This window comes from Roseburia sp. 1XD42-69 (genome assembly GCF_003612565.1).
Taxonomy (GTDB): Bacteria; Bacillota; Clostridia; order Lachnospirales; family Lachnospiraceae; genus Roseburia_B.
In genome coordinates this window covers 31,540-56,058 of the sequence record NZ_RAZG01000009.1, presented here as the reverse complement: position 1 = coordinate 56,058, position 24,519 = coordinate 31,540, and the positions used below count along the sequence as shown (strand labels likewise).

Below are 24,519 nucleotides of genomic sequence, written 5' to 3'. Positions count from 1 at the left end.
ATCAGATTTCTCCCAACAACTTCTCCACACTTGCTAATTTTACACACACCACAAAAATATTTGCCGCGATTGCCAAATCCTCCAGGTCCGGATAGGTGGGGGCAATACGGATAATACAGTCCTTCGGGTCTTTTCCGTAGGGGAAAGGAGCTCCTGCAGGAGTCATGACCACTCCGGCTTTTTTTGCCTTGGACACAATGGCTTTTGCACATCCCTCCAATGCTTCATAACAGATAAAGTATCCTCCCTTGGGCGTATACCACATACCCACGCCCAAATCTTTTAACTCCTCCTCAAACTTGCTTAACACCAGTTCAAATTTGGGCCTTAAAATTTCTGCATGTTTTTTCATATGTTCCGTCATGCCGTAAATATCTTTGAAAAACCGCACATGTCTCAGCTGGTTTACCTTGTCATGGCCGATGGTCTGAACCTTTAACTGCTTTTTCAGATCTTCCAGATTATTTGCGGAAGTGGCAACCGCCGCAATGCCGGAACCCGGGAAACTGATTTTGGATGTGGAACAGAATTTGTAAACCAAATCCGGATTTCCCACACGTTTACACTCTGCAAGAATCTCAATCAGGCTGTCCTGGTCGATATCATAGAGATGGTGAACCCCGTAAGCATTGTCCCAGTAAATACGGAAATCGCTTGCAGCAGGTTTCAATCTGGCAAATCTGCGCACCGTCTCGTCAGAATAGGTAATTCCCTGGGGATTGGAGTATTTGGGCACACACCAGATTCCCTTGATGGCATCATCTTTTGATACCAAGTTCTCCACCATATCCATGTCCGGCCCTGTGGGGAGCATGGGCACATTGACCATTTCAATGCCAAAGTGCTCTGTAATGGCAAAGTGCCTGTCATATCCCGGCACAGGACATAAAAATTTCACTTTGTCCAGTTTGCACCAGGGCGTGCTTCCCATAACACCGTGGGTCATAGAATGGGACACAATATCGTACATGGTATTTAAACTGGAATTTCCATAGATAATAATGTTGTCGGGATTACATTCAATCATATCCCCAATCAGCACTTTTGCCTCCTGGATCCCTCCTAACACCCCGTAATTGCGGCAGTCGGTTCCGTCCTCACAGGCCAAATCCGTGGTACTGCTTAAGACATCCATCATTCCCATGGATATATCCAACTGCTCCGCCGAAGGTTTTCCTCTGGACATATCCAGCTGAAGCCCCCTCTTCTGGTACTTTTTGTACTCTGCCTCAAGAACCTTCTTTTCCTGCAGCAGCTCTTCATTTGTCATTTCCTGATATGATTTCATCTTTACTCCTCCTGACTTTGTATAGAAAATCTTATTGCAAACTGTTTAAATAGGATACAATTTCCGCCTCGTAGCCGTTTTGGGTGGGTTCATAAAATTTTTCCCCTGTAAGGCCGTCAGGCAGGTATTGCTGTTTCACATAATGGCCGGGATAATCGTGGGCATAGAGATATCCATTCCCGTGCCCCAGCTTCCCCGCAGATTTATAGTGGGCGTCCTGAAGGTGAACCGGGATAGGAGCTGTCTTTGTCTTCGCCACCACAGACATTGCCTTATCAATGGCCAAAATAGCAGAATTGCTTTTGGGGGCGGAGGCCACATAGGAGACAGCCTGGCAGAGAGGAATCCTTGCCTCCGGCAGTCCCAGGCGCTCCACGGCCTGTGCCGCAGCTACTGCCACCACAAGGGCCTGGGGATCTGCATTTCCCACATCCTCCGCTGCACAAATCATAATCCGCCTTGCAATAAACTTAATGTCCTCCCCTGCATAGAGCATCCTCGCCAGATAGTAAACCGCCGCGTCCGGGTCGGAACCACGCATACTCTTTATAAATGCGGAGATGGTGTCATAGTGGTTGTCCCCGTCCTTATCATATTTTACCACCCTTTTTTGTATACATTCCTCCGCCACGGAAAGGGTAATATGAATTTTTCCGTCCGAACTTCGGTCAGTAGTTAAAATTCCAAGCTCAATGGCATTTAAAGCCGCCCTTGCATCCCCGTTGCTGATATCCGAAAGAAATTCCAAGGCTTCATCCTCAATACAGGCATTGTATGCCCCCATACCCTTCTTTTCATCCTGTACCGCCCTTAAAATCAGAGTCTTAATATCCTCTTTTGACAGGGAGTTTAATTCAAAGATAATAGAGCGTGAGATAAGAGCCCCGTTCACCTCAAAATAAGGATTCTCCGTGGTGGCCCCGATTAGTATCACTGTGCCGTCCTCCACATAGGGGAGCAGAAAATCCTGCTGCCCTTTGTTAAACCGGTGAATCTCATCGATAAAAAGAATCGTTTTCCTGCCGTACATCCCCTGATTGTTCTTTGCCTCCGCCACCACAGCCTCCATATCTTTTTTCCCTGCGGAAGTGGCGTTTATCTGCTTAAATTCTGCGCTGGTGGTATTTGCAATCACCCGGGCAAGGGTAGTCTTCCCCGTCCCCGGCGGCCCGTAAAACAGAATGGAAGAGAGCTTGTCCGCCTTAATGGCCCGGTAAAGCAGCTTATCTTTTCCGATAATATGCTGCTGTCCCACAACCTCCTCCAAGTCCGAAGGCCGAAGCCTTGAGGCTAACGGCGATTCTTTTTCTCTATTCTGTTCTCTCATATAATCAAACAAATCCATGTTTTATTCTCCTGGCACTTTTCCTAATTATGTATTTTACTACATTGTTTCCAGATAAGCAATGCGTCAGTCAAATAAAATCTCATCCACAGTGACAAATTGATACCCTTCCTCTTTCAATTTGTCTATAATGGCAAATGCCGCCGCTATGGAAGTGTCATACTGGTCGTGAAGAAGGATAATGGAATTTTCCTCCGCCTGGCTTAACACGGTTTCCACAACTTTCCCCGCATCACTGCTGCACCAGTCCCTGGGATCAATGTCCCACAAAACGGGAAACATATTTAACTCCTTCTCAAAATCTTTATCCCAGCTTCCGTAGGGGGGCCTTACATACAAAGTGTCTTCCCCTGTAATATTCCTTATGGTTTCGCTGTTTTTTTTCAGTTCTTCCTTAAATACCTCCCTGTTTGAGTCGTTTAACTGAATGTGGTTATAGGTATGGTTTCCTATGAGATGTCCGTCCTTTTTCATCTCCTCTATAAGCTCCGGGTGCTCCGCTGCGTTTTTCCCAATCACAAAAAAAGTAGCTTTTACATTCCGCTCCCTTAGCCCCTGCAAAAGGCCGGGGGTGTAAGTTAAATTGGGGCCGTCGTCAAATGTAATCGCTATCTTTTTGTCTTCTAACTCAAAATAATTCGTATCTTCCTGTATCTTAATAGGCTCCTCCGTGTCCCCCTGTTTTTTTTGTATCTGCTCTGTCTGCATTGCCGGTACATTTTCCCCCTCCCGTTCCATATAGGAAGATACCATTTGCAGCATGTTCTTTTCCGCCCACAAACCAGCCAGCACAAAAACCATTACCACATCAAAGGCCGCAAGGAAATTTTTAAAATTTTTCATCTATGACCAGCCATAAAAATTTGCTTACAATAATATATGCCGGGGGCAGCTTGGAAATTAATACTTTATTTTCCTATTACACAGGATTATACATGCTGCGGCTTGTGCAAGAATTAATCAAGTCCACCGTCTTCATATGTAGTACATAATTCCATTCTTTTTATGTCTTTCAGCAGTTCATTGATTCTTTTCACAATTTTATTATCTATCTTCTATCAATAAATATAATCCTCCCAAGTATTTGCATTTCGCAAGCTGAAACGATGATTTCAACCATATTTTTAATACTTTGACATGTAAATGCTTATTTTTCTTCCCTGTGGAAAACATTAGACAGAACTCCCGCAATCATTATCGTCGAAATGCGACTATTTCAAAGTATCACCATGACTACTTTATGATAAAGATAAAAATTATCTGGATACAACATGAAATAACAGAGGTGATGCACATAACCCTGACACCCTGATCTTGATGGCGGAGCGGCTTGCCGATAAAATTTAGACCGTAATTTAGCATAATCAGAAAATTTTGTCCGCCAGTATAAATTGTAGACTATAGATTCCCAGATAATCTTAAGGGGAATCTATAGCCAGAAAGTACCGTGTACCTATTATTTCTTGTTATTCACGTAAGTTTCTACCATATCTGCAGAAATATCAAATTTGGAAGCGATAGTTTCAATCGCCTTTACATATGGAGTATTTATGTCCATAAGGAGGGAAAACATCGCCACAATACCCTCAGCCAATCCTTCTGCATGGCCCTCTGCACGCCCCTCTGCACGCCCCTCTGCACGCCCCTCTGCACGCCCCTCTGCACGCCCCTCTGCCTGTCCTTTGACGCGACCCTCGATCCAGCCTTTTTTTCGCCCAATCTCCTCGGCTTCATAACGGTAGGCATTGTAATCCCTCACCGCCTTTTCCCTGGCTTCATATTCCATGCGCTTTTGTTTGTCCTGGCTGATGACCTGCAGCTTCTGGTATGCACTATCAATATAAGGATTTTTCTCTGCAATCATGTCAAATTCCTCCTTCTTTTCCGCATTGATAAATTTCGCCCACAATAAAATATCACTGCTGTCCTCTTTTAATTCCTCCGGCAGCTTGGAAAGCTCCAAAACATGGAATTCCATTTTGTCTGTGAAAAGCGTATGTCTGGCATCTTCTGCTATGTGGAAGCACGAATAAAAACTGTCGGAATCGTGGAAAAGTGAAAAGTCCAGAATACTGATACTGACGCATTTCTTTAATTTATGGTAGCTATCCCCGGGTTCCAGCTGATCAACATATATCTTAGCAAGGTAGAAAAGGGAGCGTTCTGCCCAGACAGCCAGCTTGGAAAGCTGCACCTCAATATCAATCTCGGTATTGTCATTTAAAAGGATCCTGACATCCAAAATCCCCTGCTTGTCATCTTCATGAAGCCTTTTCAAGTCTGTGTTGAGCAGGATGGCCGTTTTTATATCATTGGGATTTAATTTTAAGACAGCGGAGAGAAAACCAATGCGGGCTTTTTCGTCCGTCATAATCTCCTTAAATGCAAAATCGATTTTAGGTTTCATGAGAAATGTATCCATAGCGTCAGTCTCCTTTCTATATTAATATTATAAGCAGAATATACTTCTACGTCAAGAAAAATATTTGTAAATCTATGACAAATATTTTCACACTCATAAATTGACATAAAAAGCCAAAGGAAAACACAACACAAAACAAACGATCATAGAATCCTCCCATCATTTCCTGAATCCTGCCCCTCCTCTTTCACACCGGCCTCTAAACTCCCCCCATTTCTTCCTCTTCCATCTCAAGTTTCACATAACTGTAAGCATATCTGCCGGCGTTTTGGAGAAGATTTACAAAAATCCTTTCCAGTGCATCTTTGTTTTCCCTGATTAAAACAGGGTGACATGGAAAACACGTTTCCGCTTTTAAATCTGCCTGTTCCAAAATCAGGCAGTTGTCAACAAAAACTTCCCGCAAAACCCTGCCCACATCCGTCTCTTCCAAAACCTTTTCCCCTGTTTTTCCCGCTCCGTTATCCCCAATCAGCCCGTATATCTCTCCGGGCTTTACATGTATGGACACCTTGTCTAACACAAGCAGGGAGTCATAGGGGTTCGTAACCCGTATACAGACTGAATATACTCCTCTTCCCCGTCCTGCTCTTTTATTTTTTTCCTCAGATTGCTCACATGGACATTTACCGTGTGATCCGTTCCGTAATAGCCGTCTTTCCAGACCAATTCATAAAGGTTTTCTCTGGAATATACTTTTCCGGGTTTTGAAGGAAAAGATATAAAATTTCATACCCCTGGCACTTAAGGATTTTTTTCAGGAGACTGCCTATTTCCGTATCGTCTTCCACAATTAAAATAAGAGGTTTCATATGTATTTCCCCTCTCTTTTAAAATCCCAGATCCTGACAAACCAATATCACCTCAAATTCCCCTGATGTGGGCTTTTCCCATAAAACAGAAAGCCCTCTGCAGATTCTGTCAGGGCTTTTACAGTCGTAGCATTTCTCTCCCTTTTGGGCACAGGGAGTATTTATCCTAAGCCTTTTCGCATTTCGGGGAGCAGCCGTATTTCTGGCACGGTATAATGCCCTTTCATAATCCTCTTCTATTTTATTCTCTCCCAAGATGAGGTAAACTTTCTCATGTCCATAAAAAATGGAAGACACCCGGTTGCAGTTCCCGTCAATATTAATAATCTCCCCCGTTTTGGCCAGTGCGTTTACGGAGGATATGTATACCTTTGCAGCAGCTGCCGCTTGTTTCACTTCCTGCCCCGTTTTCCCCTCTGGTATCCGCCAGTGCCAGAATACCTGATTGTGGCTTTGAAGGGCCTCATATAATCCCATTTGCTCCAGTGTGACGGAACCTCCAAAGCCAACGGTCTGTCCGTTGATTTGTGTTTCCAGATATTTTACCGCTTCCTCCTGATTTTCAAAAATGGTTACTTGAAATCCCCTGTCATTTAAATTTTTTTCTACTGTGGTGAAATCCATTTGTTGTCTCCCTTCTACTGTAATATAAATATTAATTTATTTTACCATATATTTTTCCCATAAGCCAACTGAAATATCGGTTGATTTGTCAGGCGGACAGTGCTATTCTTAATGTCAGCATAATATTCGGCAGCAGTTTGAAAAAAGGATTTCACATTTGAAACACAACAAAAAATTTATTTCCCTGTGGACATTATTTCTCGTCTTTTTCTTTTGTTACATAACAATGGAGATAAGCCTTATGGTGCTTTTATCCCTTTAGTCTGTGGGACTTTCCTTATATATTTTAATGAAATTGAAACTGCCCTCTAAAAAGAGAATTCTCTTATCTTTTTCTTTGCGTTTTTCGTATCTATTGCTTACCTTGGAAAGCAGATGGAAATAAACGTATTCATCGCCAATAGAATTATGTGTTGGAGTGACAAAACAAGATAAAACAGACAAATCGAAGCATAAAATGTCAGGATTTTTTATAGATATTCCAATAGAATAATTGACAGGAGGAAGTAAGTGTATGGAATGGGTACAGTCAATCAACAGGGCAATCGAATATATGGAAACTCACTTGACAGAAAATATACATTGTGAAGATATTTCCAATTATGTACATATTTCATCTTTCCATTTCCAAAGAATGTTCCGCCTTTTCACAGACATGGCTGTGGGGGAATATTTGAAAAAAAGAAGATTGTCCTTAGCCGGAGAAGAATTGACCAGGCAAAATTCAAAAGTGATTGATGTTGCACTTAAGTATGGATATCAATCACCGGAAAGTTTTTCAAAGGCATTTACAAGGTTTCACGGAATCACCCCAAGCCAGGCTAAAAAGGGAAGTGAGTTGAAATCTTTTAATAAACTTGTTGTTAAAATATCAGTGGAAGGTGGTAAAATTATGGATTACCGCATTGAGAAAAAAGAAGAGTTCCGGCTCCTTGTTTATGGTAAAATGTTTACGGATGAGAGCAGTGAAAAAGGGATTCCTGCATTTTGGGACGAATATTATCAAAAAGAAATGTACAAAAAGGCTCCGGGATATTTAGGTGTCTGCGCCCAGGAAAAAAACGACGCCGAAGGTTTTTTGTACGGGATAGGATGCGATGCGGATGATGTGAAAGAAACACCGGAGGGTTTTCGTGTTATCCATATTCCGGCTTATACATGGGCCATTTTTAAATGTGTGGGGCCAATGCCGGAAGCCATTCAAAAAACCTGGGAAGATATTTACCGGGAATGGCTTCCGGGGACAGATTATGAATTGATTCCTGATTATGATTTTGAAAATTATTTACCGGGAGATAACACTTCCCCCGATTATGTCAGTGAAATCTGGATTCCGGTAAGGGAAAAGGGGTGAAACGCCCCTTTTTTCAAATCTGAGGGCACAATTATTCCCCTCCACTCAAGTTGTATATAATTGCTAACGCAATCTTTCCGGCCATATCTCTATCGCTTCTTTCCTGGGGTGACTTCCCATAAATAGCAAAACTGTATCCATTATATGTCCAATCTATCATAAACATATCCCCAGGTTCATTCACCCTCATATAAGGAAAAATATTCTCTCCATCTGCGGTTACTGCCGTCCACTCAACTTTAGTGGCGTCTACAAAAACTTCATCCGGCAGAACGGATTTCGCTCCTTTATTGGCAGCAAAAGTGCACAGGCCCACATTTTCTAATTCAAATTCCATTTGCAGTTCATCCTTCCCTGTTTTTTTCACTTCAACATTTGATACAATGGGCATTTGATCTAACACTTCTTTGGGATTGCCAAATTCGGCTGCATTCACTATCTCTGCTTCGCTCAAACCAACACGTTCTTCCCCGTTGCCTTTCGATTCCGTCCCCGAATTTTGCCCCTTCCCATGGTATTGTGCTGTCGTATCATCAATGTTAGAGACGATTGCTTTTTCGTTTCCCTGGGCAGATTCAGATGACATAGTGCTGCACCCTTCCAGTCCTGTGAAAGCTGCAAATACAAGAACCAAACAATATTTTTTTATTATCCGCATACTAATATTCCCTTATTTCATAAGCAATATATTCATGGCTAAAATGATATCCCAGCTTCCCTGCCAATGCCACCGACCATTTATTCTGTGCATCCCAGCTTGGATACAGGCCCCTTTTTAAACATTCCAAAATCAGTTTTGCGCCGCAGGCATATGCCAGGCCTTTTCTTCGGTGGTCTTCCCTTGTGTCGATTTCTATCTCAATCCCTCCCCTGTATGTACTGTAAGAGGAAGCTCCGGATACTAATTCCCCATCCTTCAAAGCAGCCGCACCCAAACCCAAATCCTTATAAGTATCATAATCTTTATATTGTGATACCAAATCCTTTGCCCATTCATTGTTAAGGCACATATGATATTCTGCTTTTTCAATCATTTTTAATTCATAACCCTCCGGAATGTTTAATACAGCCTCCTCTAATTTCGCCCTGTCAAAAATATTTTTTTCCTTTTTGATTGCAAATCTTGTAACTTTCTTGGCTTTATCTCCATAACACTTTTCCATCAATTTAGCCCACGCTTCATCCTGAGGGACCAAAATCATAAAGTCCTGCCGAAAACTTTCCGGTTTATATTTCATCAGTTCTTCACTTGGGTTTCCTGCAAAAAATGCAAAATCCCCTAATATTGCCATTGCGGCATCTTCCGCCGGATTCGTATGTATTTCTCCCATTACACCCTGTAAACAGGACCATATTAGTGTTTCATTCCAGTCTTTAAATATTTCATTTATTTTCTCTTTCATCCGGCTCCTCCACATTTTAAACTTCACCTATAGAATACCACAGTCTAATAAACAGCCGCAAGTTTTTGCAAGTATTTAAAATGCCGGAACACCCAATGGGCCATTCCGGCACTATTTTTCCTACAGTCTGCTAACCATTTCTCACAGAAGCACTAAGCTCCCCGTTTACCGTGTCAATATAAATGGTATCCCCGCCCTTTACCTGGTCTCCTAAGATAATTTTGGCGGAAAGAGTCTCCACATATTTCTGGAGAAAACGCTTTAAGGGCCTTGCCCCGTACACCGGGTCATAACCGTTCTCCACTATATAATCCTCCGCAGCAGGGCTTAATTCCACCTGGATCCCCTTGTCTTTGACTCTGCTGTTTAATTCTTCCATCAAAAGATGAATAATATTTCCGATATTGTCTTTTGTCAATGCCTTAAACATAATAATCTCATCCAGACGGTTTAAAAATTCCGGGCGGAAACTTCCCCGAAGTTCCTGCATCACTGCTTCTTCCGCCTCCGGGCGGATACTGCCGTTCTCATCCATACCCTCCAGAAGATGGGCGGAACCCAGGTTTGATGTCATAATGATAATGGTATTCTTAAAGTCCACGGTACGGCCCTGGGAATCCGTAATCCTTCCGTCGTCAAGCACCTGCAAAAGCACATTAAACACATCCGGGTGGGCTTTTTCCACCTCATCGAAAAGCACCACGGAGTAGGGCTTTCTCCGAACGGCCTCCGTGAGCTGCCCTCCCTCGTCGTAACCCGCATATCCGGGAGGCGCCCCAATCAGCCTTGACACGGAATATTTCTCCATGTACTCGGACATATCCAGCCTTACCATATTGCTCTCATCGTCAAAAAGGCTCTCTGCCAAAGCTTTTGCAAGCTCTGTTTTTCCCACTCCCGTAGGCCCTAAAAACAGGAAGGAGCCGATGGGTTTTCCCGGGTCTTTAATGCCTGCCTTGGAGCGGATAATGGCCTCTGATACCTTGGTTACGCCGTCGTCCTGCCCCACAACCCTTCTGTGGAGTTCCTCGTCCAAATGCAGAGTTTTGTTCCGCTCGCTCTCCGTAAGTTTTGCCACGGGAATCCCGCTCCATCTTGAGATAATCCGGGCGATTTCCTCCTCGCTGACATTTTCGTGAACCAGGGAGTACTCCTCACTCTTTACTCTGGTCTCCTCCGCCTCAAGGGCTTTCTGGATACTGGGCAGTTTGCCGTACTGAAGCTCTGCGGCTTTCTCCAAATCATAATTCTGCTGTGCCTGCTTTATTTCATTTTTCACATTTTCCAAATCTTCTCTCAGCTTCTGCACATGCTCCACAGAATTTTTCTCATTGTCCCACTGGGCTTTTTTGCTGGAAAACTCGTCTCTTAACTCTGCCAGTTCCTTCTGCAGTGTGGCAAGGCGGTTTTTGCTTAAGGTATCCTCCTCTTTTTTTAAGGCTGTCTCCTCAATTTCAAGTTGCATTACCCGGCGGTTTAATTCATCCAATTCACTGGGCATGGAGTCAAGCTCCGTCTTGATCAGGGCACATGCCTCATCCACTAAATCAATAGCTTTATCCGGCAGGAAACGGTCGGAAATATAGCGGTTGGAGAGCACCGCTGCCGACACCAGGGCGGAATCTGCAATTTTAACCCCGTGGAATACCTCGTACCGCTCTTTTAGTCCCCTTAAGATAGAAATGGTATCCTCCACTGTGGGCTCCTCTACCATAACCGGCTGGAACCGCCGCTCTAACGCTGCGTCTTTTTCAATATACTGCCTGTATTCATCTAAGGTGGTGGCGCCGATACAGTGGAGTTCCCCTCTGGCCAGCATGGGCTTTAGCATATTTCCCGCATCCATGGCGCCGTCGGTTTTCCCTGCCCCCACAATGGTGTGCAGTTCATCGATAAAGAGGATAATCTGCCCGTCAGATTTTTTTACCTCATCCAAAAGGGCTTTTAAACGCTCTTCAAACTCTCCCCTGTACTTGGCGCCTGCCACTAATGCTCCCATATCCAATGCAAAGAGTTTTTTATCCTTTAATCCCTCCGGCACATCCCCTCTTACAATTCGCTGGGCAAGGCCCTCCACCACTGCGGTTTTTCCCACACCTGGCTCACCGATGAGTACCGGGTTGTTTTTCGTTTTCCTGGAAAGGATGCGCACCACATTTCTGATTTCTCCGTCCCTGCCGATAACCGGGTCCAATTTCTGGTTTCTGGCCCGTTCCACCAAATCGTAAGCATATTTTTCCAATGTGTCGTAAGTGGCCTCAGGATTGTCCGTGGTCACCCGCTGGTTTCCCCGCACTGTGGAAAGGGCTGTTAAAAATCTGTCCCTTGTGATGCCGTACTCCTTAAAAATTTCTTTTAAGGCAGGGTTCGGGTATTTTATCATGGACAAAAACAAATGCTCCACGGAAACATACTCATCTCCCATGGCTTTTGCCTCATCCTCGGCACTGATTAATACTTTATTTAAGGCCTGCCCCATATAAATCTGCCCGCCGGAGACTTTTACACGTTTCTCCAAATGACGGACGGCATTGTCCATAAAATGCTCTTTATTGATTTCCATCTTTTCAATCATTTTCTGGATTAAGCCGTCCTGCTGGCGCAGAAGGGCTAAGAGCAAATGCTCCTGCTCAATCTCCTGGTTGCCATATTCATAGGCAAGCTTTTCACAATCGTTAATGGCTTCCACTGACTTTTGTGTAAATTTGTGTATGTTCATAATAACACCCCTCTCTTGCGGCGCAGACAAAACTGCTGCCATTTACGGTCAGTACTGCTGTGTGTAAACCGGTAAATTATGCCTGTATCATAGGATTTTCGATTTTTTAAAAAATTATAACCTTTTTTTCAATTCCTGCATTCCTTTACTGGTTTAAGTGAACTATAGCACCGTTTGTTAGCACTGTCAAGAGATGAGTGCTAATATTTTCTGATAATTCTTGCAAGCCCAGTGTTTATGCGGGTTTGCAGGTTCCTAAAATTTTTATAAACTGCTTTTTGGGGCCGTACGCATTGTATATGCCGCTTTCCCTCATAAATGCAGACAGCTTCTCCTGCTGTCCCAGCGTCAGCGCGCCCCTCTCCCCCGCCGTTTCCCCATAACTGCCCGACAGGGCATTTTTGGCAGGGTTTTTGCGGATAATGTCATCATCTGCCGCCCTTTCCAGCGCAGGGTATAAAAGCGCATGTATCAGCTTGATTGTGCTGTGCGAATCCCCCGCATAGACCGTCAGGCGTTTCCCGCTCCGTCTGTCCGTATAACGGTACATATAGCTTCCGTCTTTCCTTTGGCTTTCACCTGTATGCAGATTCCTTCCTCTGCTGTCTTTTCTTCCTGCCATAAAACCATTCCTTTCCCTGTGCGCTCCCTATTCCGCTAAAGAATCCGAATAACCCCGCACCCTTTCAACGGAATATAACACCCTGCGCCCAATGGTGATTTTTGCGTGCGACTGTTCTCAAATTTTTCGTGCCGTGGCATGGCCGCAGGAAAGCATGGCGGATAATTTTTCAATATCCACGGCTATCGGCTGTTCGGATGCCCTGTTTAACGTCCTGTTCATAATGTGCGTCCCCTCCTTCCCCATATGTTCCTGCCGGTTTGACATTTACTGCTTATCATATATGGCGGCATACGCTATAATTAGACAAGTAATATTAAATGCAGTAGCAGGGGTTAGTGGCTATGACGCTTTAGAAGCGCTTTGCTACGCATTTTATAGATATGCAGCTGGGAACAAATCGACAGCGGCGAAAAAACACTTGTATTTATGTCTGGTGATGGAACCTGTTCTCCCATATTGGATTTCAAATCTCTTTACTCACGATTAAGCAGTAAATATCGAATTGTAGTTGTAGAGAAATTCGGATATGGTTTCAGTGATGTCGTTGACAAAAAAAGAGGAATTGAATCCATATTAGCAGACACAAGGGCTGCTCTAAAAGCGGAAGGTATCGAAGCATCCTATATCCTTTGTCCCCATTCCATGTCAGGAATTGAAGCATTATATTGGGCACAACAATATCCCGAAGAAGTATTCGCTATCATAGGTCTTGATATGGCAGTTCCCAAATCATATCAAGATTATAATATCAATATGACTATGCTTAAATTAAGTCAGTTTGCATCTGCTATTGGAATAACGAGATTACTGCCGGGTGTTTCAGATAGTGACGCAATAACAAATGGCACTCTCTCTAGTAAGGAAAAAGAGAGATATAGAGCAGTTTTCTATAATCGAACAGCGACAATTACAATGCTTAACGAAGTAAAAAGCATTAAGGAAAATGCAAGAAAAGTTGAATCGGATAATATACCACAAGTAAATCGTTTATAATAGCTTCCTTGTTTACGGCAATATTGGTGCAGCCGTTTCGTATTTTACTGTCATAATCAAGTCTAATGCCGACTGGACATCTGTAATCAGCAGTTCATCACTGCTCACAACTGCAACCTCTGTATTATTCTTCTCTATAACTTCTGTTTTCATTTTCTATCTCCTGCTATTCATACAAACTGTCAATCAAATGGTCGACTATAAAATCAAAAGTTTCCATGTGATTCTGTAGAAGAATATCCTTATTTTTGATATTCATAATGAAAGAGTAAATAACTGACATCGCCAAATCCGCATTAACCTTGAATTTCAAATACGGCTGACTTAAAAAATCTGTTGGCTCATATGATAAGATTCCTCAATTTTTTTGCCTGTTCCTCTGATAACTTGTTCATCAAAATTGTAAAATCCGCACTGTCCGAATCGTACAAAAAATTATTTTTATCATATTCCCGATAAATGAGCTTTAAGGCTTCCCGCAAACTTCTTTTGATGTTTTCTTTTTCTCGTTCTGTAAAACTTCTAGGCATATAGTTTTCTCCCCTTTATGACTTAAAATACCATATCGGTCATAATTATAATACGCCCTATTCCTGAAAACGCCAAGAAATAATTTTAAAATACGCTAAAGCATTTTAAATCAAAAAACAGCAGAGTTTTTACCCTCTGCTGCCTGTCGCCTATGCGGTTTAAGATACTGCGGCTCTAAACAGTATCAAGTACATTGCAATGTTTTTCAATGTAACTTCTTGAATTCTTCCCGGCAATTTTTAATACTCCTCTTCCTCTTCTATCTCCGAAATATCCTCCACGGGTTCTTTCAATCCCTCAATCACAAGATTATTTTTCTGGGCATAATCCCAAAGAGCCGCATGAATGGCCTCCTCCGCCAAAAGGGAACAATGCACCTTCACCGGGGGAAGTCCGTCTAATGCCTCCATCACCGCTTTGTTGGTGACAGTGAGGGCTTCTTCCACCGTTTTTCCTTTTACCAGCTCCGTGGCCATACTGCTTGTGGCCACCGCTGCGCCGCAGCCAAAGGTTTTAAACTTCACATCCCTGATTACGCCCTTTTCGTCAATGTCCAAATACATCCGCATAATATCCCCGCATTTTGCGTTTCCCACAGTTCCCACTCCGCTGGGGTTATCTAGTTCCCCCACATTTCTGGGGTTGTTAAAATGATCCATCACTTTTTCACTGTACATAATATCCCTCCAATCTATCGCAAAAAGCCCCGGAACTTTTCTTTTTCAGAAAATCCTCATATAAGGGGGACATGTCCCGAAGCCTCCCAATAATCTTCTTTAACTCATCCGCCACAAAATCAATCTCTTCCATTTTGGTTTCCTCCGACAGCGTGAGCCTTAAAGAGCCATGGGCGATTTCATGGGGCAGCCCTAAGGCAAGAAGCACGTGGGAGGGGTCTAAGGAACCGGAAGTGCAGGCGGATCCGCTGGAAGCGCACACACCAAGCTGGTCTAAAAGAATCAGCATGGATTCCCCTTCGATAAACCGAAAACAAAAACTGGCGTTTCCGGGAAGCCTGTCTGTTTTATGGCCGTTTAACCTGGAATAGGGAATTTCCGATAAAACCCTTTGGATAAGATGATCCCGCAAGGCTGTTATCTTCTCCACATCCTTTTCCATGGAATTTCCTGCAAGCTCCGCCGCTTTTCCAAAGCCCACGATTCCCGGCACATTTAAAGTTCCTGCCCGACGGTTCCTCTCCTGGGTTCCTCCGTGGATAAAGGAACGGATTTTTATTCCCTTTTTGATATATAAAATCCCCACCCCTTTTGGCCCGTAAAACTTATGGCCGCTGGCGGAGAGCATATCAATATTCATCTCCTCCACATCAATTGGAATATGCCCGTAAGACTGCACTGCATCGGTATGGAAAGGCACTCCCACCTCCCTTGCAATTTTTCCAATCTCCGCCACATCTTCTATAGTTCCGATTTCATTGTTTGCCATCATGATAGAAATCAAAATTGTATCCGGCCGGATGGCTGCTTTTAATTTCTCCCCGGAAATTTTTCCTTCCGAATCCACATCTAAATAGGTGATTTCAAATCCCTGTTTTTCCAGATATTCACAGGTGTGCAAAAGGGCGTGATGCTCTATTTTGCTTGTGATGATATGTTTCCCTTTTTCTTTATATGCCTCCGCGGCGGCTTTTAGCGCCCAGTTGTCCGACTCGCTGCCCCCTGCGGTAAAATATATTTCCTCCGGCTTTGCCCCAATCAGCCCTGCGGCCTGTTCCCTGGCCAAATCAACTGCCTTTTTTCCCTGGCCCGCAAAAGTGTAAATTGCAGAGGGGTTTCCGTAATTTTCTGAAAAATAGGGGAGCATGGCATCCATCACTTCCCTCTTCACCTTTGTTGTAGCCGCATTATCTAAATAAATTAATCTGTCCATATTCTTTCCTCCTGCATAAACATCCTAACACTATTTTCCTATCAAGTCAATAGGTTTATTGGTGTTGACATTTCCAAAACAGATAAGCTATACTAAAAAATATTAAGGGGGATATTTTATGATATCAACAAAAGGAAGATATGCCCTGCGCCTGATGCTTGATCTGGCAGCTCAAGATATGGACAGTTATGTGCCCTTAAAAGAATTTTCAAAGCGGCGGGTATAAACTTATCCGAAATCCCGCAGATTATTCCGTGGGGAAATCCTGGAAGCCGCTGGGGAACAGCTTGCCCCTGCAGCCTGTATCCCGCTTTTCATTTCAGGACTGGGATTTTTATCCTGGCATATAATAAGTCTCGTTGCATTGGTGATACTTTCTTCTGACTCTCCCAAATTCACATAAGCTTCAACGATATTCTTTTTCTCAAAAGCGCACAAAGTTTCTTTCAGATTCTTTTTGTTATCAAACATCGTTATGGAAACAGGCGTCTTCCTTATTGTATCGGCTGCAACTGCAATTAATGTATTCCCGTACTGCTGTATTTCTTCTTCATTAAAGTTTTTTATAACAGACTCATCACAGGATAACTCACATGATTTGCTAATCTCCCCATGGACAATACGTATCATTGGATTAAACCAGTGTAACGCACCAGCAAAAATTAGCAGCCATTTAACAGCAATGTCATGCCTTTTTATGTGTTCAATTTCATGCATAAAAATACTTTGCAGGTTTCTGCCCTCATATATTTTATCTGGAAGAATAATTGCAGGACGGAATACACCAAGTAAAATAGGAGTTGCAACTATTGAATTTTTATACGGTTTCAGAGTATTTTTACATGTTGACAGCTGATTTAGCAACACTGTTTCCTGTTGGTTTGCAGTAACATTATTTTTTTTAGATTTCCCACATATGCCAGATAGCTGACAAGCCGACATAAATTGTATAGGCTTTTTAAAGGCATTATCTGAAATCCTCTGAATCATATCATATCTTGATATCATTGACGTTGCTAAAGTGCTGGGTATTGGAATCATAACAACTTTGGATACAGGTAATATCAATGCTAAGATTGCTGGAAACCACATACAGTATTGAAATGATTTTGGCAGTTTGTTTTTGATAATTGGCTTTATGGCAAATAGGAAAATGGATATGATACTGCCAGTAAATGTCATCGCAAGGATAATTTTAAGAATTTCTGTAAAATACTTTTCAACAGTCATTTATTCTTTCTCCCCTTGAAAAAACATTTTTAGTTCATCAATATCGTCTTCTGTAAGATCACCGCTTTGACAAAAAGCAGCAATAAATTTCTTTGTGCTGCCTTCATATAATTTGTTTATTAAACTTTTTTCCCTGTATTTAACATACTCTTCCCTAGAAATATTTGGCGCATAGTAATGGATTTCTCTCTCCTCCATTGAAATAACGCCTTTCTTTTGCAGCCTGCGCAAAAGCGTTGCAATTGTAGATTTTTCCCAACCCATTTTACTGCTCAGCTCTGTGCGGACTTCCGTAAAGGACACAGCCCGTTAGCATTCCCATCCCGAAATTTCTGCCCACAGCAAGCAAAACGGACCTCGCCGAGGACACTAGCAGAGCAGAGATACACTTTACGCAAATCCAAACCACAAAACTGACAAGTTTGTGCATGTCTTACAGACAGCTTTCAGGTACATGCCCGAAAAAATGGAAAAAATCAAAGAATATTTACTTCTGTCTCATTCAACCTCTTTTTTACTTCTCTCCACCCAGGATAAAACTCATCCATATACCCATAAAAAACTCCATTGTGATTCCGCTCCAGCAAATGCACCAGCTCATGCACCACCACATACCAAAGACACTCCGGGGGCTTTTTTGCAAGGGCAAGGTTCAGCCAAATCCGCTGTTTTGCAATATTGCAGGTTCCCCATCTTGTGCGCATATTCTTAATCCGCCATTCCTTTGCCGACACTCCCACAATTTTTTCACACTTCTTAAGGACACCTGGCACTGCCCGGCTTAGCTCCCTGCGGTAAAAGTCGTTTAACGCCCGTTCCCGCTCTTCTTTCGTGCTTTCACGTCCTATTCTTAACACCAGATTTTCTCCTGACAGAAAAACCCGGCTTCCGTAATCCGTATTCTGAACATCAAGTATGTATCTCTTCCCCCACAGGTAACAGCTCTCCCCTGTAACAAAATCCCTCTCTGTCCCGGCGGAAACTGATTTGCACCGTTCCCGCTGTTTTTTCATCCAATCCAATTTTGACAAGGCAAACTTCCGGATACAGTCATCGCTGACTCCCATTGGGGCCGTAAGTTTCACATCCCCCTTAGGGGGCGTCACCCGGAGATACATATTTTTAATCTTCTTTTTTGCCACGGAAATTGTAATTCCCTCCAACTCAAACTCTTCCATATCATTTCCCATTTAATCCCTGTGCGTTTCTCCTGTCTTATAAACAGAGTATCCCTCATAATAATAACTATAGTCAATGCCTTTCATGTACAATTCCCTGTCATGAACTCTGTCGGTAAGGTCCTGCCTTAACAGATGTTTTATCTCAATATCCTTAATGGGGCTTCTCTCCATTCCAGAAGATAATCCTGCTTTTCCAATTTCCTTCTTTAAAATCAGGTCAAGCCAAATCCTCATACTACGGCCGTTTCCCTCAGTTCATGTCAAGTATAGGACAAAAAATAATTCCTTCCAAAGTGGAAATAGCTTCCAGATAATGCTTTTCTACTGCTGATAAATACTGCTTCGTCTTCTCTGCTTATCGCAATATTTACATCCCTTACAAGTCCTGCGAAATCATAAATATCCTCAAATAAGTATCTATGGATTTCCGCCAAAGCGGAATAAGTTCCAGGCTCTAAACTGTCCGGATAACCGCTTTCAAACAATTCCAGGACTTTTCTTTTACTTTTTTTCATCATCTTAGTTCCCTCTTTTATAAAGTCAGGCAAAACTTCTTCTCTATACAGTATACCACCATGCCAATGAGATTCAAACATCAAAAAAATCTTGACAGAACTTTTCCTTATATGCTATATTAAATCAAACGTTTTAAAACACATGATTTAAGTTGTGTGAAACACACTCAAATTTCCCCCTAAACAACGGGAATCATCATTTACAAAAAGGAGACTTTCTATGCCCCCAAAAGCGAAATTTACAAAAAACGAGATTCTGGATACTGCTTTTGAAATCGCAAGGACACATGGTATTGACAAAATCACTTCCAGAGAGCTGGGAAAATGCCTGGGCAGTTCCCCCCGGCCTATTTTTACGGTATATACAAATATGGAGGAACTGAAAAACGACGTTATCACCCGGGCAAAAGAACTGTACAGGCAATATGTTATAGAAGGACTGAAAGAAGAAATTGCCTTTAAAGGCGTAGGAACAGCCTACATCCGTTTTTCCATAGAAGAGCCCGCCCTATTCCAGCTTCTTTTTATGAACCCTTTATCCACCCTCACCACTGTGGAACATATCCTGCCCTTAATCGATGCCAGTTACGAAGATATTCTGCACTCCGTAGAAGAATCCTACGGCTTAAACAGGCAGGCAGCAGACAAAATCTACCAGCATCTGTGGACCTACACCCACGGCATTGCCACCATGTGCGCCACCAGGCTTTGCAGCTACACCGGGGAAGAGATTTCCCAAAGGCTTACGGAAGTATTTAAAAGCCTTTTATTCATGGAAGAGCATATAAAAAACGGAGGAATCTGAAAGGATAAAAATTGAAAATCTGAAAAAAAGTTACGGAAGCGGGGAGAGCAAAAACCAGGTGTTAAAAGGTATCTCCCTCTCCATAAAAGACGGGGATTTTGTGGTTATCCTGGGCACATCCGGCTCCGGAAAGTCCACCCTCTTAAATGTCATATCAGGACTTTAACCTGCGGATGGCGGAATGGTATCTTATAACAATGCAAACCTTACCTCTATGACAGACAAAGAGCTGACGAAATTCAGAAAAGATAACATCGGTTATATTTTTCAGCAGTATTTCCTGCTTCCCAACTTAAATGTAGACAAAAATGTGAAGATGGGAGCAGACCTGGCAGGAAATAAAAATCACCGGGAAATTATAGACGCCGTGGGCCTTTTAAATAAGCTGAATAAATACCCCCACGAATTAAGCGGCGGAGAACAACAGAGGGTTTCCGTGGCCAGGGCTCTGGCAAAAAATCCAAAGATTTTATACCTGGACGAGCCTGCCGGGGCACTGGACGAGAAAACCGGAAGGTCAGTCCTTGACTACATTGTACGTCTGAAAAAACAGCTGGGATTTACCATGGTTATGGTGACCCATAATCAAAATATTGCCCAGATGGCGTACACTGTCATCTGCATGAACAGCGGAAACGTCATAGATGAATACCGCAATGAATAGAAAAAATCCGCATTTGAAATCCAGTGGTAAGGAAGATAAGATGATTGGTTTTAAAGATATTTATAAAATGATTGGAATCATAATTGTAAGTTTCTGCGCCGTGTTCATATGTACCCTGTTTTTAAACTACAATCTGGATTTAGCGGGAATCAAAGACCAGATGGCAATGGAGCCCTTACAATCTTTTTATGATGCCCTGGGATTTATCTGCGCATATCTTCTGATGCCTAAATTTTACGAAATGCAAAATGAAAAGGGGCTGCTGCCTGATATAGATATTGGATTTTCCCCTCTCCTGCTTTTTCTCCTGGTAATCCTTCCCGCCTGCTTTTTTGCCCTGCTGGCCGTTTTTTACAGTTACCTGAAATTAAAACTTCCCACACTGGAACTTTTGCGGGCGGCAAAACCATTGCCATGATGAAGATTTTCGGCTATGATGAAAAAGACTGCTCCCATGTAATGTTAGGGGGGTACCGCCCTTTTGCATACCTGGACTTCGCCCTTGGCACCGGCTACCAGTACGGGCTGTTGCGCATTGCTGTCACTGTGGTGTTTGCCGATGTGGCCAATGTACCGGATTACCGATTTGACGTAAAAGCAATGGCAGTCACTTTGGCCTTGTTTGTGGTATTATATGAATCTATTATGTATTTTTACACAAAGGAAATAAAAGGCCTGTCTTTAAAAGAAATCATGCTGGCTTAGAAAGGAATGTATATGAAAAAGAAAAAAATCCTAAGAAAAATTTTGTTCATCACTGTCATTCTTCTGCTGTTTCTATTTTTGGGAGGCTCCTATTATATGGGAACTTTAGTGGTAGACGGATCCACACAACTTGTCACAAATGAAGATACCAAAGATGTCTCAGAAAGTTTTTGGGAAAAATACGGCATTTCTTATGAAACTTTCCAAAATACATACGAGATAAAACCTCTTGCCATTCCCTCCTCTTTTGAAGGGCATACCATCCCCGGGGATCTGATTTATTCCCCGGAAGCATCAAAAAACACAGTGGTTCTTGTCCACGGCCTTGGAGGAAACAGATATACAAACTATCCCGTGGCAGAATTTTTTCTGAAAAACGGCTATAACGTAATTACTTACGACCAGAGAAGTTCCGGGGAGAACAAGGCCCAAAAAACTACCTTTGGATACTGGGAAAAATATGACCTTATGGACTGTGTTTCCTATGCCAGGGAAAAGGGCCTGGGAGACACCATTGGCATCTGGGGCACCTCCTTCGGAGGGGCAACGGCAGTGCAGGCAGCCGCCTGTGAAAATACCCAGGATAACCTAAGCTTCCTTATTTTGGACTGCCCCGTGAGCAGTATGGAATGGATGATTGAGGAGGAGATGCGCCAGATGGATACAGGACTTCCCCTGTCCTACCTCATGTTTTGGGGAAACCTGGTAAACCGCATAAAACTTGGATTTTCCTACGGGGATGCAGACTGCACGAAAGCCGCAGAAAACATCCGCATCCCCACCCTTGTGATAAACAGTGAAGCCGATGAAGTAACCCCTTATTTTATGGGAAAGGATATCTATGACAGCCTTGGGGGCGCCCGGAAGGAACTTTGGACTGTCCCTGACAGCAAACATACCGACATGTGGCTGGACCACAACCGGGAATATTGTGAGAAAGTCCTTTCCCTGTTAAACGAAAAGGCTGATTAAGTGGCAAATATTACGCCGCAGCCAATTTTATCCCCAGAATTTCCCGAAGGCTGGCTGGTAAAATCATCCGGCATGCTGTGCACTACCACAGACCTTCCCACAATCTGGGAAATCTCTAATTTTCCATCGTAAAACACCATCCACGCATTGCCGTCTTTTGACATCAGGGGAATCAAATCCCCGGCATGCATGGGATGTTCTCTCCCCTCCGGGTTATAATGGTCCCCGGTTTTTGTAAAGTTTTCCGAACAATCTCCCTTTTCATGAATGTGAAATCCATAAAACCTGTTTTCCGGGGCTCCCTCCCCCCGGGGCAGACCGCTTAAGTTAGTCTCAATTAACACCCCGCCCTGGGGCACTGCAAAAAAACGCACAAATCCCTGGAGGGGGGCGACTCTGCTGCTGCCGTTAATCTGTGCCACTGCCTGGGGCATATCTCTTTCCAGCATCCGGTAGAAGGCCATTCTCTCTGGCATTTGATTCATAATTAACCACCTTTAGTAACAGATAAGCCAAGCTTTCCTGTTACCCTTTTCTTTTATATTATGCACTTTCTCAGATACTTTTCAAAAAAATTCTTCATTTTTGTATTTTTATGCTATAATAAAGTATACGGTCATTTTGTAGCGAAGGAGAAGATCTATGAAACGAGAAGCCAGAAAAAAAAGTCTTAGAACGATTATCATGCAATTATGTTTCGGCGTGGCTGTAGTCACAGGTGTCACCATTGGGGGAAGCAGTATCTTCTCTCTGTCCAGCCTGTCCCACAGGGCATACGACACATATCAAACCGCCATGGATGACGGCTACAAAACAGAAATCAAATCACAGATACAAAGCACCATGTCCGTCCTGGAAAGCGAGTATGCAAAAGCGCAATCCGGTGAGAAAACAGAGGAACAGGCAAAAGAAGACGCAAAAGAAACCATCCGCATTATGCGCTATCGAGACGATGCCAGCGGTTACTTTTGGATTGATGATTTAGACTACATACTTGTGATGCATCCTATTTTAGTTGACCAGGAGGGAAGCTGCCGCTTTGAACTTAAGGACCCTGACGGAATTATGATTATCCAGGAGATTGTAAAAACTTGCCAAACCCCTGAGAAAGGTGGATTTAACCAGTTTTCTTTTACCAAATCAGACGGCGTGACAGTGGCACCGAAAATTTCCTACTCCCAAATTTTTGAACCTTGGGGCTGGATCGTATCTACAGGAAACTACATCGATGACATCAGCATAGCCAAAGACAGTATGGAAGAAACCTTAAACAATAGTTACAACTCTACTCTGGTAAAGCTGCTCCTTGTCTTTGCCGGCGCCATGATCATCTCTCTGGCTGCCGCATACATTATCAGCAAATTGATTATCATCCCAATAAAAAAGATGCAGGAATTTGCCACCGCATTATCCCGGGGAGATTTCACTACCGAAGTCAATATCAGTTCCAGAAGTGAAATTGGCCAGGCTGCCGATGCTCTTAAAATAGCAAGGAAAAATATGCGGAGCCTGATACACCGCATCAATGAAGTTTCCCAGAATATTAACCGGGTAATGAATGACTTTGCCGATGCCTTTATAAACATGAGAAGTTCCATCACCCAGGTGACAGAAGCAGTGGGGTCCATTGCAGACAACATCACCCAGCAGGCAGCATCCACGGACAATGCCACAACGGACGTGAACACCATGGGGAACAATATCGAACAGACAGGCTCAGAAATCCGGAATTTAAATGAGGATTCCACTGAGATGAAAGAAATCAGCGAAGAATCCATGCATACCCTGGCAAACCTTATTGATGTGAATAACCACACAAGAAATAATATCGCTGTTATGGCTGAGCAGACAACCAATACCCAGCACTCTGTGGAATCTATCAGCAATGCCGCCCATCTCATTGACGAGATTTCCAGCCAGACAAACCTTTTGGCATTAAATGCCAGCATCGAGGCTGCCCGGGCAGGGGAATCCGGCAGGGGCTTTGCCGTTGTGGCTGATGAAATCTCAAGCCTTGCAAGCCAGTCCTCCAACGCCGTAAATGAAATCCGCAATGTGGTAAACGACCTGATTGAAAATTCAAAGAAATCTGTGAACATTATGAAGGAAATCAATAATTCTGTGGAAGAGCAGGACACCACATTGACCAATACGAAACAGTCCTTTGAAAATTTGTATGCGCGCTTAAATAACTGTGTCAATTCCGTGGAATCTGTGGATACTATGACCCATTCGATAGAAAACCAGAGGGCAAACGTAACAGACGCTTTATCCTTCTTAAACGGCCTTGCCCAGGACAATGCGGCAGTTGCAGAAGAATCCTCCGCCATGGCCATGGAATTGTCTAAGATTGTGGAAAATTCCAGCAACATTGTAAACGAGCTGGACAGCCAGGTCAGCATCCTCATAGAAAATGTAAACAAATTTCAGGTATAACATTC

Annotated in this window: 29 protein-coding genes and 1 pseudogene; 8 read left to right on the top strand and 22 right to left on the bottom strand. The window is 43.1% G+C overall.

The genetic code is table 11. From position 1 onward, the window contains the following. Position 1 precedes the first annotated feature (1 nt). From D7Y06_RS06605 to D7Y06_RS06575, 8 genes are all read right to left on the bottom strand, one after another. Positions 2-1,288 carry an aminotransferase gene (locus D7Y06_RS06605; protein ID WP_120407021.1) on the bottom strand — a complete coding sequence of 429 codons (1,287 nt, stop codon included), beginning with the start codon at positions 1,286-1,288 and terminating at the stop codon, positions 2-4. Positions 1,289-1,319: 31 nt separating this feature from the next. Then, entirely contained in the window at positions 1,320-2,633 is a 1,314-nt protein-coding gene (locus tag D7Y06_RS06600) for a replication-associated recombination protein A (RefSeq protein WP_120407020.1), read from the bottom strand. 66 nt (positions 2,634-2,699) lie between these two features. Further along, the gene (locus D7Y06_RS06595) at positions 2,700-3,476 is read right to left on the bottom strand and encodes a polysaccharide deacetylase family protein (protein ID WP_243119145.1); all 777 of its coding nucleotides are present in this window, start codon (positions 3,474-3,476) and stop codon (positions 2,700-2,702) included. A gap of 613 nt (positions 3,477-4,089) precedes the next feature. Continuing rightward, positions 4,090-5,055, bottom strand: coding sequence for an Rpn family recombination-promoting nuclease/putative transposase (locus D7Y06_RS06590; RefSeq protein WP_120407019.1), 966 nt, complete (start codon positions 5,053-5,055; stop codon positions 4,090-4,092). A gap of 199 nt (positions 5,056-5,254) precedes the next feature. After that, complete coding sequence (locus D7Y06_RS26485) at positions 5,255-5,578, bottom strand: hypothetical protein (protein WP_199714651.1); 324 nt, start codon at positions 5,576-5,578, stop codon at positions 5,255-5,257. Then, the gene (locus tag D7Y06_RS28210) at positions 5,572-5,724 is read right to left on the bottom strand and encodes a winged helix-turn-helix domain-containing protein (RefSeq protein ID WP_334294998.1); all 153 of its coding nucleotides are present in this window, start codon (positions 5,722-5,724) and stop codon (positions 5,572-5,574) included. Before D7Y06_RS28210 ends, D7Y06_RS26485 begins: the two co-directional genes overlap by 7 nt. Continuing rightward, positions 5,682-5,867, bottom strand: a complete 186-nt coding sequence (locus D7Y06_RS27915; protein WP_330566402.1) for a hypothetical protein — start codon at positions 5,865-5,867, stop codon at positions 5,682-5,684. Before D7Y06_RS27915 ends, D7Y06_RS28210 begins: the two co-directional genes overlap by 43 nt. Before the next feature lie 18 nt (positions 5,868-5,885). Continuing rightward, positions 5,886-6,491, bottom strand: coding sequence for a lactate utilization protein (locus D7Y06_RS06575; protein WP_120407018.1), 606 nt, complete (start codon positions 6,489-6,491; stop codon positions 5,886-5,888). A 514-nt stretch (positions 6,492-7,005) separates the two neighbouring features. Here D7Y06_RS06575 and D7Y06_RS06570 point away from each other — a divergent pair. Next, a complete protein-coding gene (locus D7Y06_RS06570; RefSeq protein WP_120407017.1) occupies positions 7,006-7,845 on the top strand; it encodes an AraC family transcriptional regulator in 840 nt (279 codons plus the stop codon). 31 nt (positions 7,846-7,876) lie between these two features. On the opposite strand, the gene D7Y06_RS06565 is transcribed toward D7Y06_RS06570, so the two are convergent. From D7Y06_RS06565 to D7Y06_RS06550, 4 genes are all read right to left on the bottom strand, one after another. Beyond that, positions 7,877-8,503: a hypothetical protein gene (locus D7Y06_RS06565; protein WP_120407016.1), complete on the bottom strand. Its 627-nt coding sequence runs from the start codon at positions 8,501-8,503 to the stop codon at positions 7,877-7,879. A 1-nt stretch (position 8,504) separates the two neighbouring features. Further along, entirely contained in the window at positions 8,505-9,248 is a 744-nt protein-coding gene (locus tag D7Y06_RS06560; protein ID WP_243119143.1) for a GNAT family N-acetyltransferase, read from the bottom strand. 130 nt (positions 9,249-9,378) lie between these two features. Next, positions 9,379-11,967, bottom strand: coding sequence for an ATP-dependent chaperone ClpB (gene clpB, locus D7Y06_RS06555; protein WP_120407014.1), 2,589 nt, complete (start codon positions 11,965-11,967; stop codon positions 9,379-9,381). 235 nt (positions 11,968-12,202) lie between these two features. Continuing rightward, a complete protein-coding gene (locus D7Y06_RS06550; protein WP_120407013.1) occupies positions 12,203-12,589 on the bottom strand; it encodes an integrase DNA-binding domain-containing protein in 387 nt (128 codons plus the stop codon). 429 nt (positions 12,590-13,018) lie between these two features. Here D7Y06_RS06550 and D7Y06_RS25620 point away from each other — a divergent pair, with 429 nt between their 5' ends. Further along, a complete protein-coding gene (locus tag D7Y06_RS25620) occupies positions 13,019-13,585 on the top strand; it encodes an alpha/beta fold hydrolase (protein WP_147415598.1) in 567 nt (188 codons plus the stop codon). A 12-nt stretch (positions 13,586-13,597) separates the two neighbouring features. Here the strand turns inward: D7Y06_RS25620 and D7Y06_RS06540 are convergent, their stop codons facing one another. The 9 genes from D7Y06_RS06540 to D7Y06_RS27910 form a co-directional block, all read right to left on the bottom strand. After that, the gene (locus tag D7Y06_RS06540; RefSeq protein WP_243119141.1) at positions 13,598-13,738 is read right to left on the bottom strand and encodes a hypothetical protein; all 141 of its coding nucleotides are present in this window, start codon (positions 13,736-13,738) and stop codon (positions 13,598-13,600) included. Between the two features lie 188 nt (positions 13,739-13,926). Further along, on the bottom strand, positions 13,927-14,115 hold the full coding sequence (locus tag D7Y06_RS26930) for a hypothetical protein (protein ID WP_243119139.1): 189 nt from the start codon (positions 14,113-14,115) through the stop codon (positions 13,927-13,929). Positions 14,116-14,355: 240 nt separating this feature from the next. Continuing rightward, positions 14,356-14,793, bottom strand: a complete 438-nt coding sequence (nifU, locus tag D7Y06_RS06530; RefSeq protein ID WP_120407012.1) for a Fe-S cluster assembly scaffold protein NifU — start codon at positions 14,791-14,793, stop codon at positions 14,356-14,358. Continuing rightward, entirely contained in the window at positions 14,783-16,006 is a 1,224-nt protein-coding gene (gene nifS / locus D7Y06_RS06525; RefSeq protein WP_120407011.1) for a cysteine desulfurase NifS, read from the bottom strand. Before nifS ends, nifU begins: the two co-directional genes overlap by 11 nt. Before the next feature lie 228 nt (positions 16,007-16,234). Next, complete coding sequence (locus D7Y06_RS06515; RefSeq protein ID WP_120407010.1) at positions 16,235-17,236, bottom strand: M56 family metallopeptidase; 1,002 nt, start codon at positions 17,234-17,236, stop codon at positions 16,235-16,237. Beyond that, on the bottom strand, positions 17,237-17,539 hold the full coding sequence (locus D7Y06_RS06510) for a BlaI/MecI/CopY family transcriptional regulator (RefSeq protein WP_120407009.1): 303 nt from the start codon (positions 17,537-17,539) through the stop codon (positions 17,237-17,239). A 173-nt stretch (positions 17,540-17,712) separates the two neighbouring features. After that, entirely contained in the window at positions 17,713-18,426 is a 714-nt protein-coding gene (locus D7Y06_RS06505) for a M48 family metallopeptidase (RefSeq protein WP_243119138.1), read from the bottom strand. Then, positions 18,427-18,651 carry a hypothetical protein gene (locus D7Y06_RS06500; RefSeq protein ID WP_442970390.1) on the bottom strand — a complete coding sequence of 75 codons (225 nt, stop codon included), beginning with the start codon at positions 18,649-18,651 and terminating at the stop codon, positions 18,427-18,429. Between the two features lie 26 nt (positions 18,652-18,677). Continuing rightward, on the bottom strand, positions 18,678-19,016 hold the full coding sequence (locus tag D7Y06_RS27910) for a hypothetical protein (RefSeq protein WP_199714650.1): 339 nt from the start codon (positions 19,014-19,016) through the stop codon (positions 18,678-18,680). Between the two features lie 136 nt (positions 19,017-19,152). Between D7Y06_RS27910 and D7Y06_RS06490 the strand changes: the two genes are divergently transcribed. The 5 genes and pseudogenes from D7Y06_RS06490 to D7Y06_RS06470 all read left to right on the top strand — a co-directional run bounded on the left by D7Y06_RS06490 (position 19,153) and on the right by D7Y06_RS06470 (position 22,078). Continuing rightward, positions 19,153-19,737 (top strand): TetR/AcrR family transcriptional regulator, encoded by a 585-nt coding sequence (locus D7Y06_RS06490; RefSeq protein WP_120407008.1) that lies wholly within the window; start codon positions 19,153-19,155, stop codon positions 19,735-19,737. A 58-nt stretch (positions 19,738-19,795) separates the two neighbouring features. Continuing rightward, positions 19,796-20,401: pseudogene (locus D7Y06_RS06485) on the top strand (ABC transporter ATP-binding protein). A gap of 40 nt (positions 20,402-20,441) precedes the next feature. After that, on the top strand, positions 20,442-20,819 hold the full coding sequence (locus tag D7Y06_RS06480; RefSeq protein ID WP_158591284.1) for a hypothetical protein: 378 nt from the start codon (positions 20,442-20,444) through the stop codon (positions 20,817-20,819). After that, positions 20,816-21,106, top strand: coding sequence for a hypothetical protein (locus D7Y06_RS06475; protein WP_120407006.1), 291 nt, complete (start codon positions 20,816-20,818; stop codon positions 21,104-21,106). The genes D7Y06_RS06480 and D7Y06_RS06475 overlap by 4 nt, the downstream gene beginning before the upstream one ends. A gap of 96 nt (positions 21,107-21,202) precedes the next feature. Next, entirely contained in the window at positions 21,203-22,078 is an 876-nt protein-coding gene (locus D7Y06_RS06470) for an alpha/beta hydrolase (RefSeq protein WP_243119136.1), read from the top strand. Here D7Y06_RS06470 and D7Y06_RS06465 read toward each other — a convergent pair. Next, entirely contained in the window at positions 22,075-22,563 is a 489-nt protein-coding gene (locus tag D7Y06_RS06465) for a superoxide dismutase family protein (protein WP_120407004.1), read from the bottom strand. The two genes, D7Y06_RS06470 and D7Y06_RS06465, sit on opposite strands and share 4 nt — an antisense overlap. A 157-nt stretch (positions 22,564-22,720) precedes the next feature. Between D7Y06_RS06465 and D7Y06_RS06460 the strand changes: the two genes are divergently transcribed. Then, entirely contained in the window at positions 22,721-24,514 is a 1,794-nt protein-coding gene (locus D7Y06_RS06460) for a methyl-accepting chemotaxis protein (protein ID WP_120407003.1), read from the top strand. Positions 24,515-24,519 lie beyond the last annotated feature (5 nt).

Coding starts and splice junctions, on each gene's coding strand:
- D7Y06_RS06475 (WP_120407006.1), top strand. CDS start 20,816: ATGATGAAGATTTTCGGCTATGATGAAAAAGACTGCTCCCATGTAATG.
- nifS (WP_120407011.1), bottom strand. CDS start 16,006: ATGGACAGATTAATTTATTTAGATAATGCGGCTACAACAAAGGTGAAG.
- D7Y06_RS06505 (WP_243119138.1), bottom strand. CDS start 18,426: ATGGGAAATGATATGGAAGAGTTTGAGTTGGAGGGAATTACAATTTCC.
- D7Y06_RS26930 (WP_243119139.1), bottom strand. CDS start 14,115: ATGCCTAGAAGTTTTACAGAACGAGAAAAAGAAAACATCAAAAGAAGT.
- D7Y06_RS06570 (WP_120407017.1), top strand. CDS start 7,006: ATGGAATGGGTACAGTCAATCAACAGGGCAATCGAATATATGGAAACT.
- D7Y06_RS06500 (WP_442970390.1), bottom strand. CDS start 18,651: ATGAGGATTTGGCTTGACCTGATTTTAAAGAAGGAAATTGGAAAAGCA.
- clpB (WP_120407014.1), bottom strand. CDS start 11,967: ATGAACATACACAAATTTACACAAAAGTCAGTGGAAGCCATTAACGAT.
- D7Y06_RS25620 (WP_147415598.1), top strand. CDS start 13,019: ATGTCTGGTGATGGAACCTGTTCTCCCATATTGGATTTCAAATCTCTT.
- D7Y06_RS06600 (WP_120407020.1), bottom strand. CDS start 2,633: ATGGATTTGTTTGATTATATGAGAGAACAGAATAGAGAAAAAGAATCG.
- D7Y06_RS06515 (WP_120407010.1), bottom strand. CDS start 17,236: ATGACTGTTGAAAAGTATTTTACAGAAATTCTTAAAATTATCCTTGCG.
- D7Y06_RS06550 (WP_120407013.1), bottom strand. CDS start 12,589: ATGGCAGGAAGAAAAGACAGCAGAGGAAGGAATCTGCATACAGGTGAA.
- D7Y06_RS06540 (WP_243119141.1), bottom strand. CDS start 13,738: ATGAAAACAGAAGTTATAGAGAAGAATAATACAGAGGTTGCAGTTGTG.
- D7Y06_RS06465 (WP_120407004.1), bottom strand. CDS start 22,563: ATGAATCAAATGCCAGAGAGAATGGCCTTCTACCGGATGCTGGAAAGA.
- D7Y06_RS06595 (WP_243119145.1), bottom strand. CDS start 3,476: ATGAAAAATTTTAAAAATTTCCTTGCGGCCTTTGATGTGGTAATGGTT.
- D7Y06_RS27915 (WP_330566402.1), bottom strand. CDS start 5,867: ATGAAACCTCTTATTTTAATTGTGGAAGACGATACGGAAATAGGCAGT.
- D7Y06_RS06560 (WP_243119143.1), bottom strand. CDS start 9,248: ATGAAAGAGAAAATAAATGAAATATTTAAAGACTGGAATGAAACACTA.
- D7Y06_RS06470 (WP_243119136.1), top strand. CDS start 21,203: ATGGGAACTTTAGTGGTAGACGGATCCACACAACTTGTCACAAATGAA.
- D7Y06_RS06590 (WP_120407019.1), bottom strand. CDS start 5,055: ATGGATACATTTCTCATGAAACCTAAAATCGATTTTGCATTTAAGGAG.
- D7Y06_RS06490 (WP_120407008.1), top strand. CDS start 19,153: ATGCCCCCAAAAGCGAAATTTACAAAAAACGAGATTCTGGATACTGCT.
- D7Y06_RS06605 (WP_120407021.1), bottom strand. CDS start 1,288: ATGAAATCATATCAGGAAATGACAAATGAAGAGCTGCTGCAGGAAAAG.
- D7Y06_RS06575 (WP_120407018.1), bottom strand. CDS start 6,491: ATGGATTTCACCACAGTAGAAAAAAATTTAAATGACAGGGGATTTCAA.
- D7Y06_RS06565 (WP_120407016.1), bottom strand. CDS start 8,503: ATGCGGATAATAAAAAAATATTGTTTGGTTCTTGTATTTGCAGCTTTC.
- nifU (WP_120407012.1), bottom strand. CDS start 14,793: ATGTACAGTGAAAAAGTGATGGATCATTTTAACAACCCCAGAAATGTG.
- D7Y06_RS06460 (WP_120407003.1), top strand. CDS start 22,721: ATGAAACGAGAAGCCAGAAAAAAAAGTCTTAGAACGATTATCATGCAA.
- D7Y06_RS06480 (WP_158591284.1), top strand. CDS start 20,442: ATGATTGGTTTTAAAGATATTTATAAAATGATTGGAATCATAATTGTA.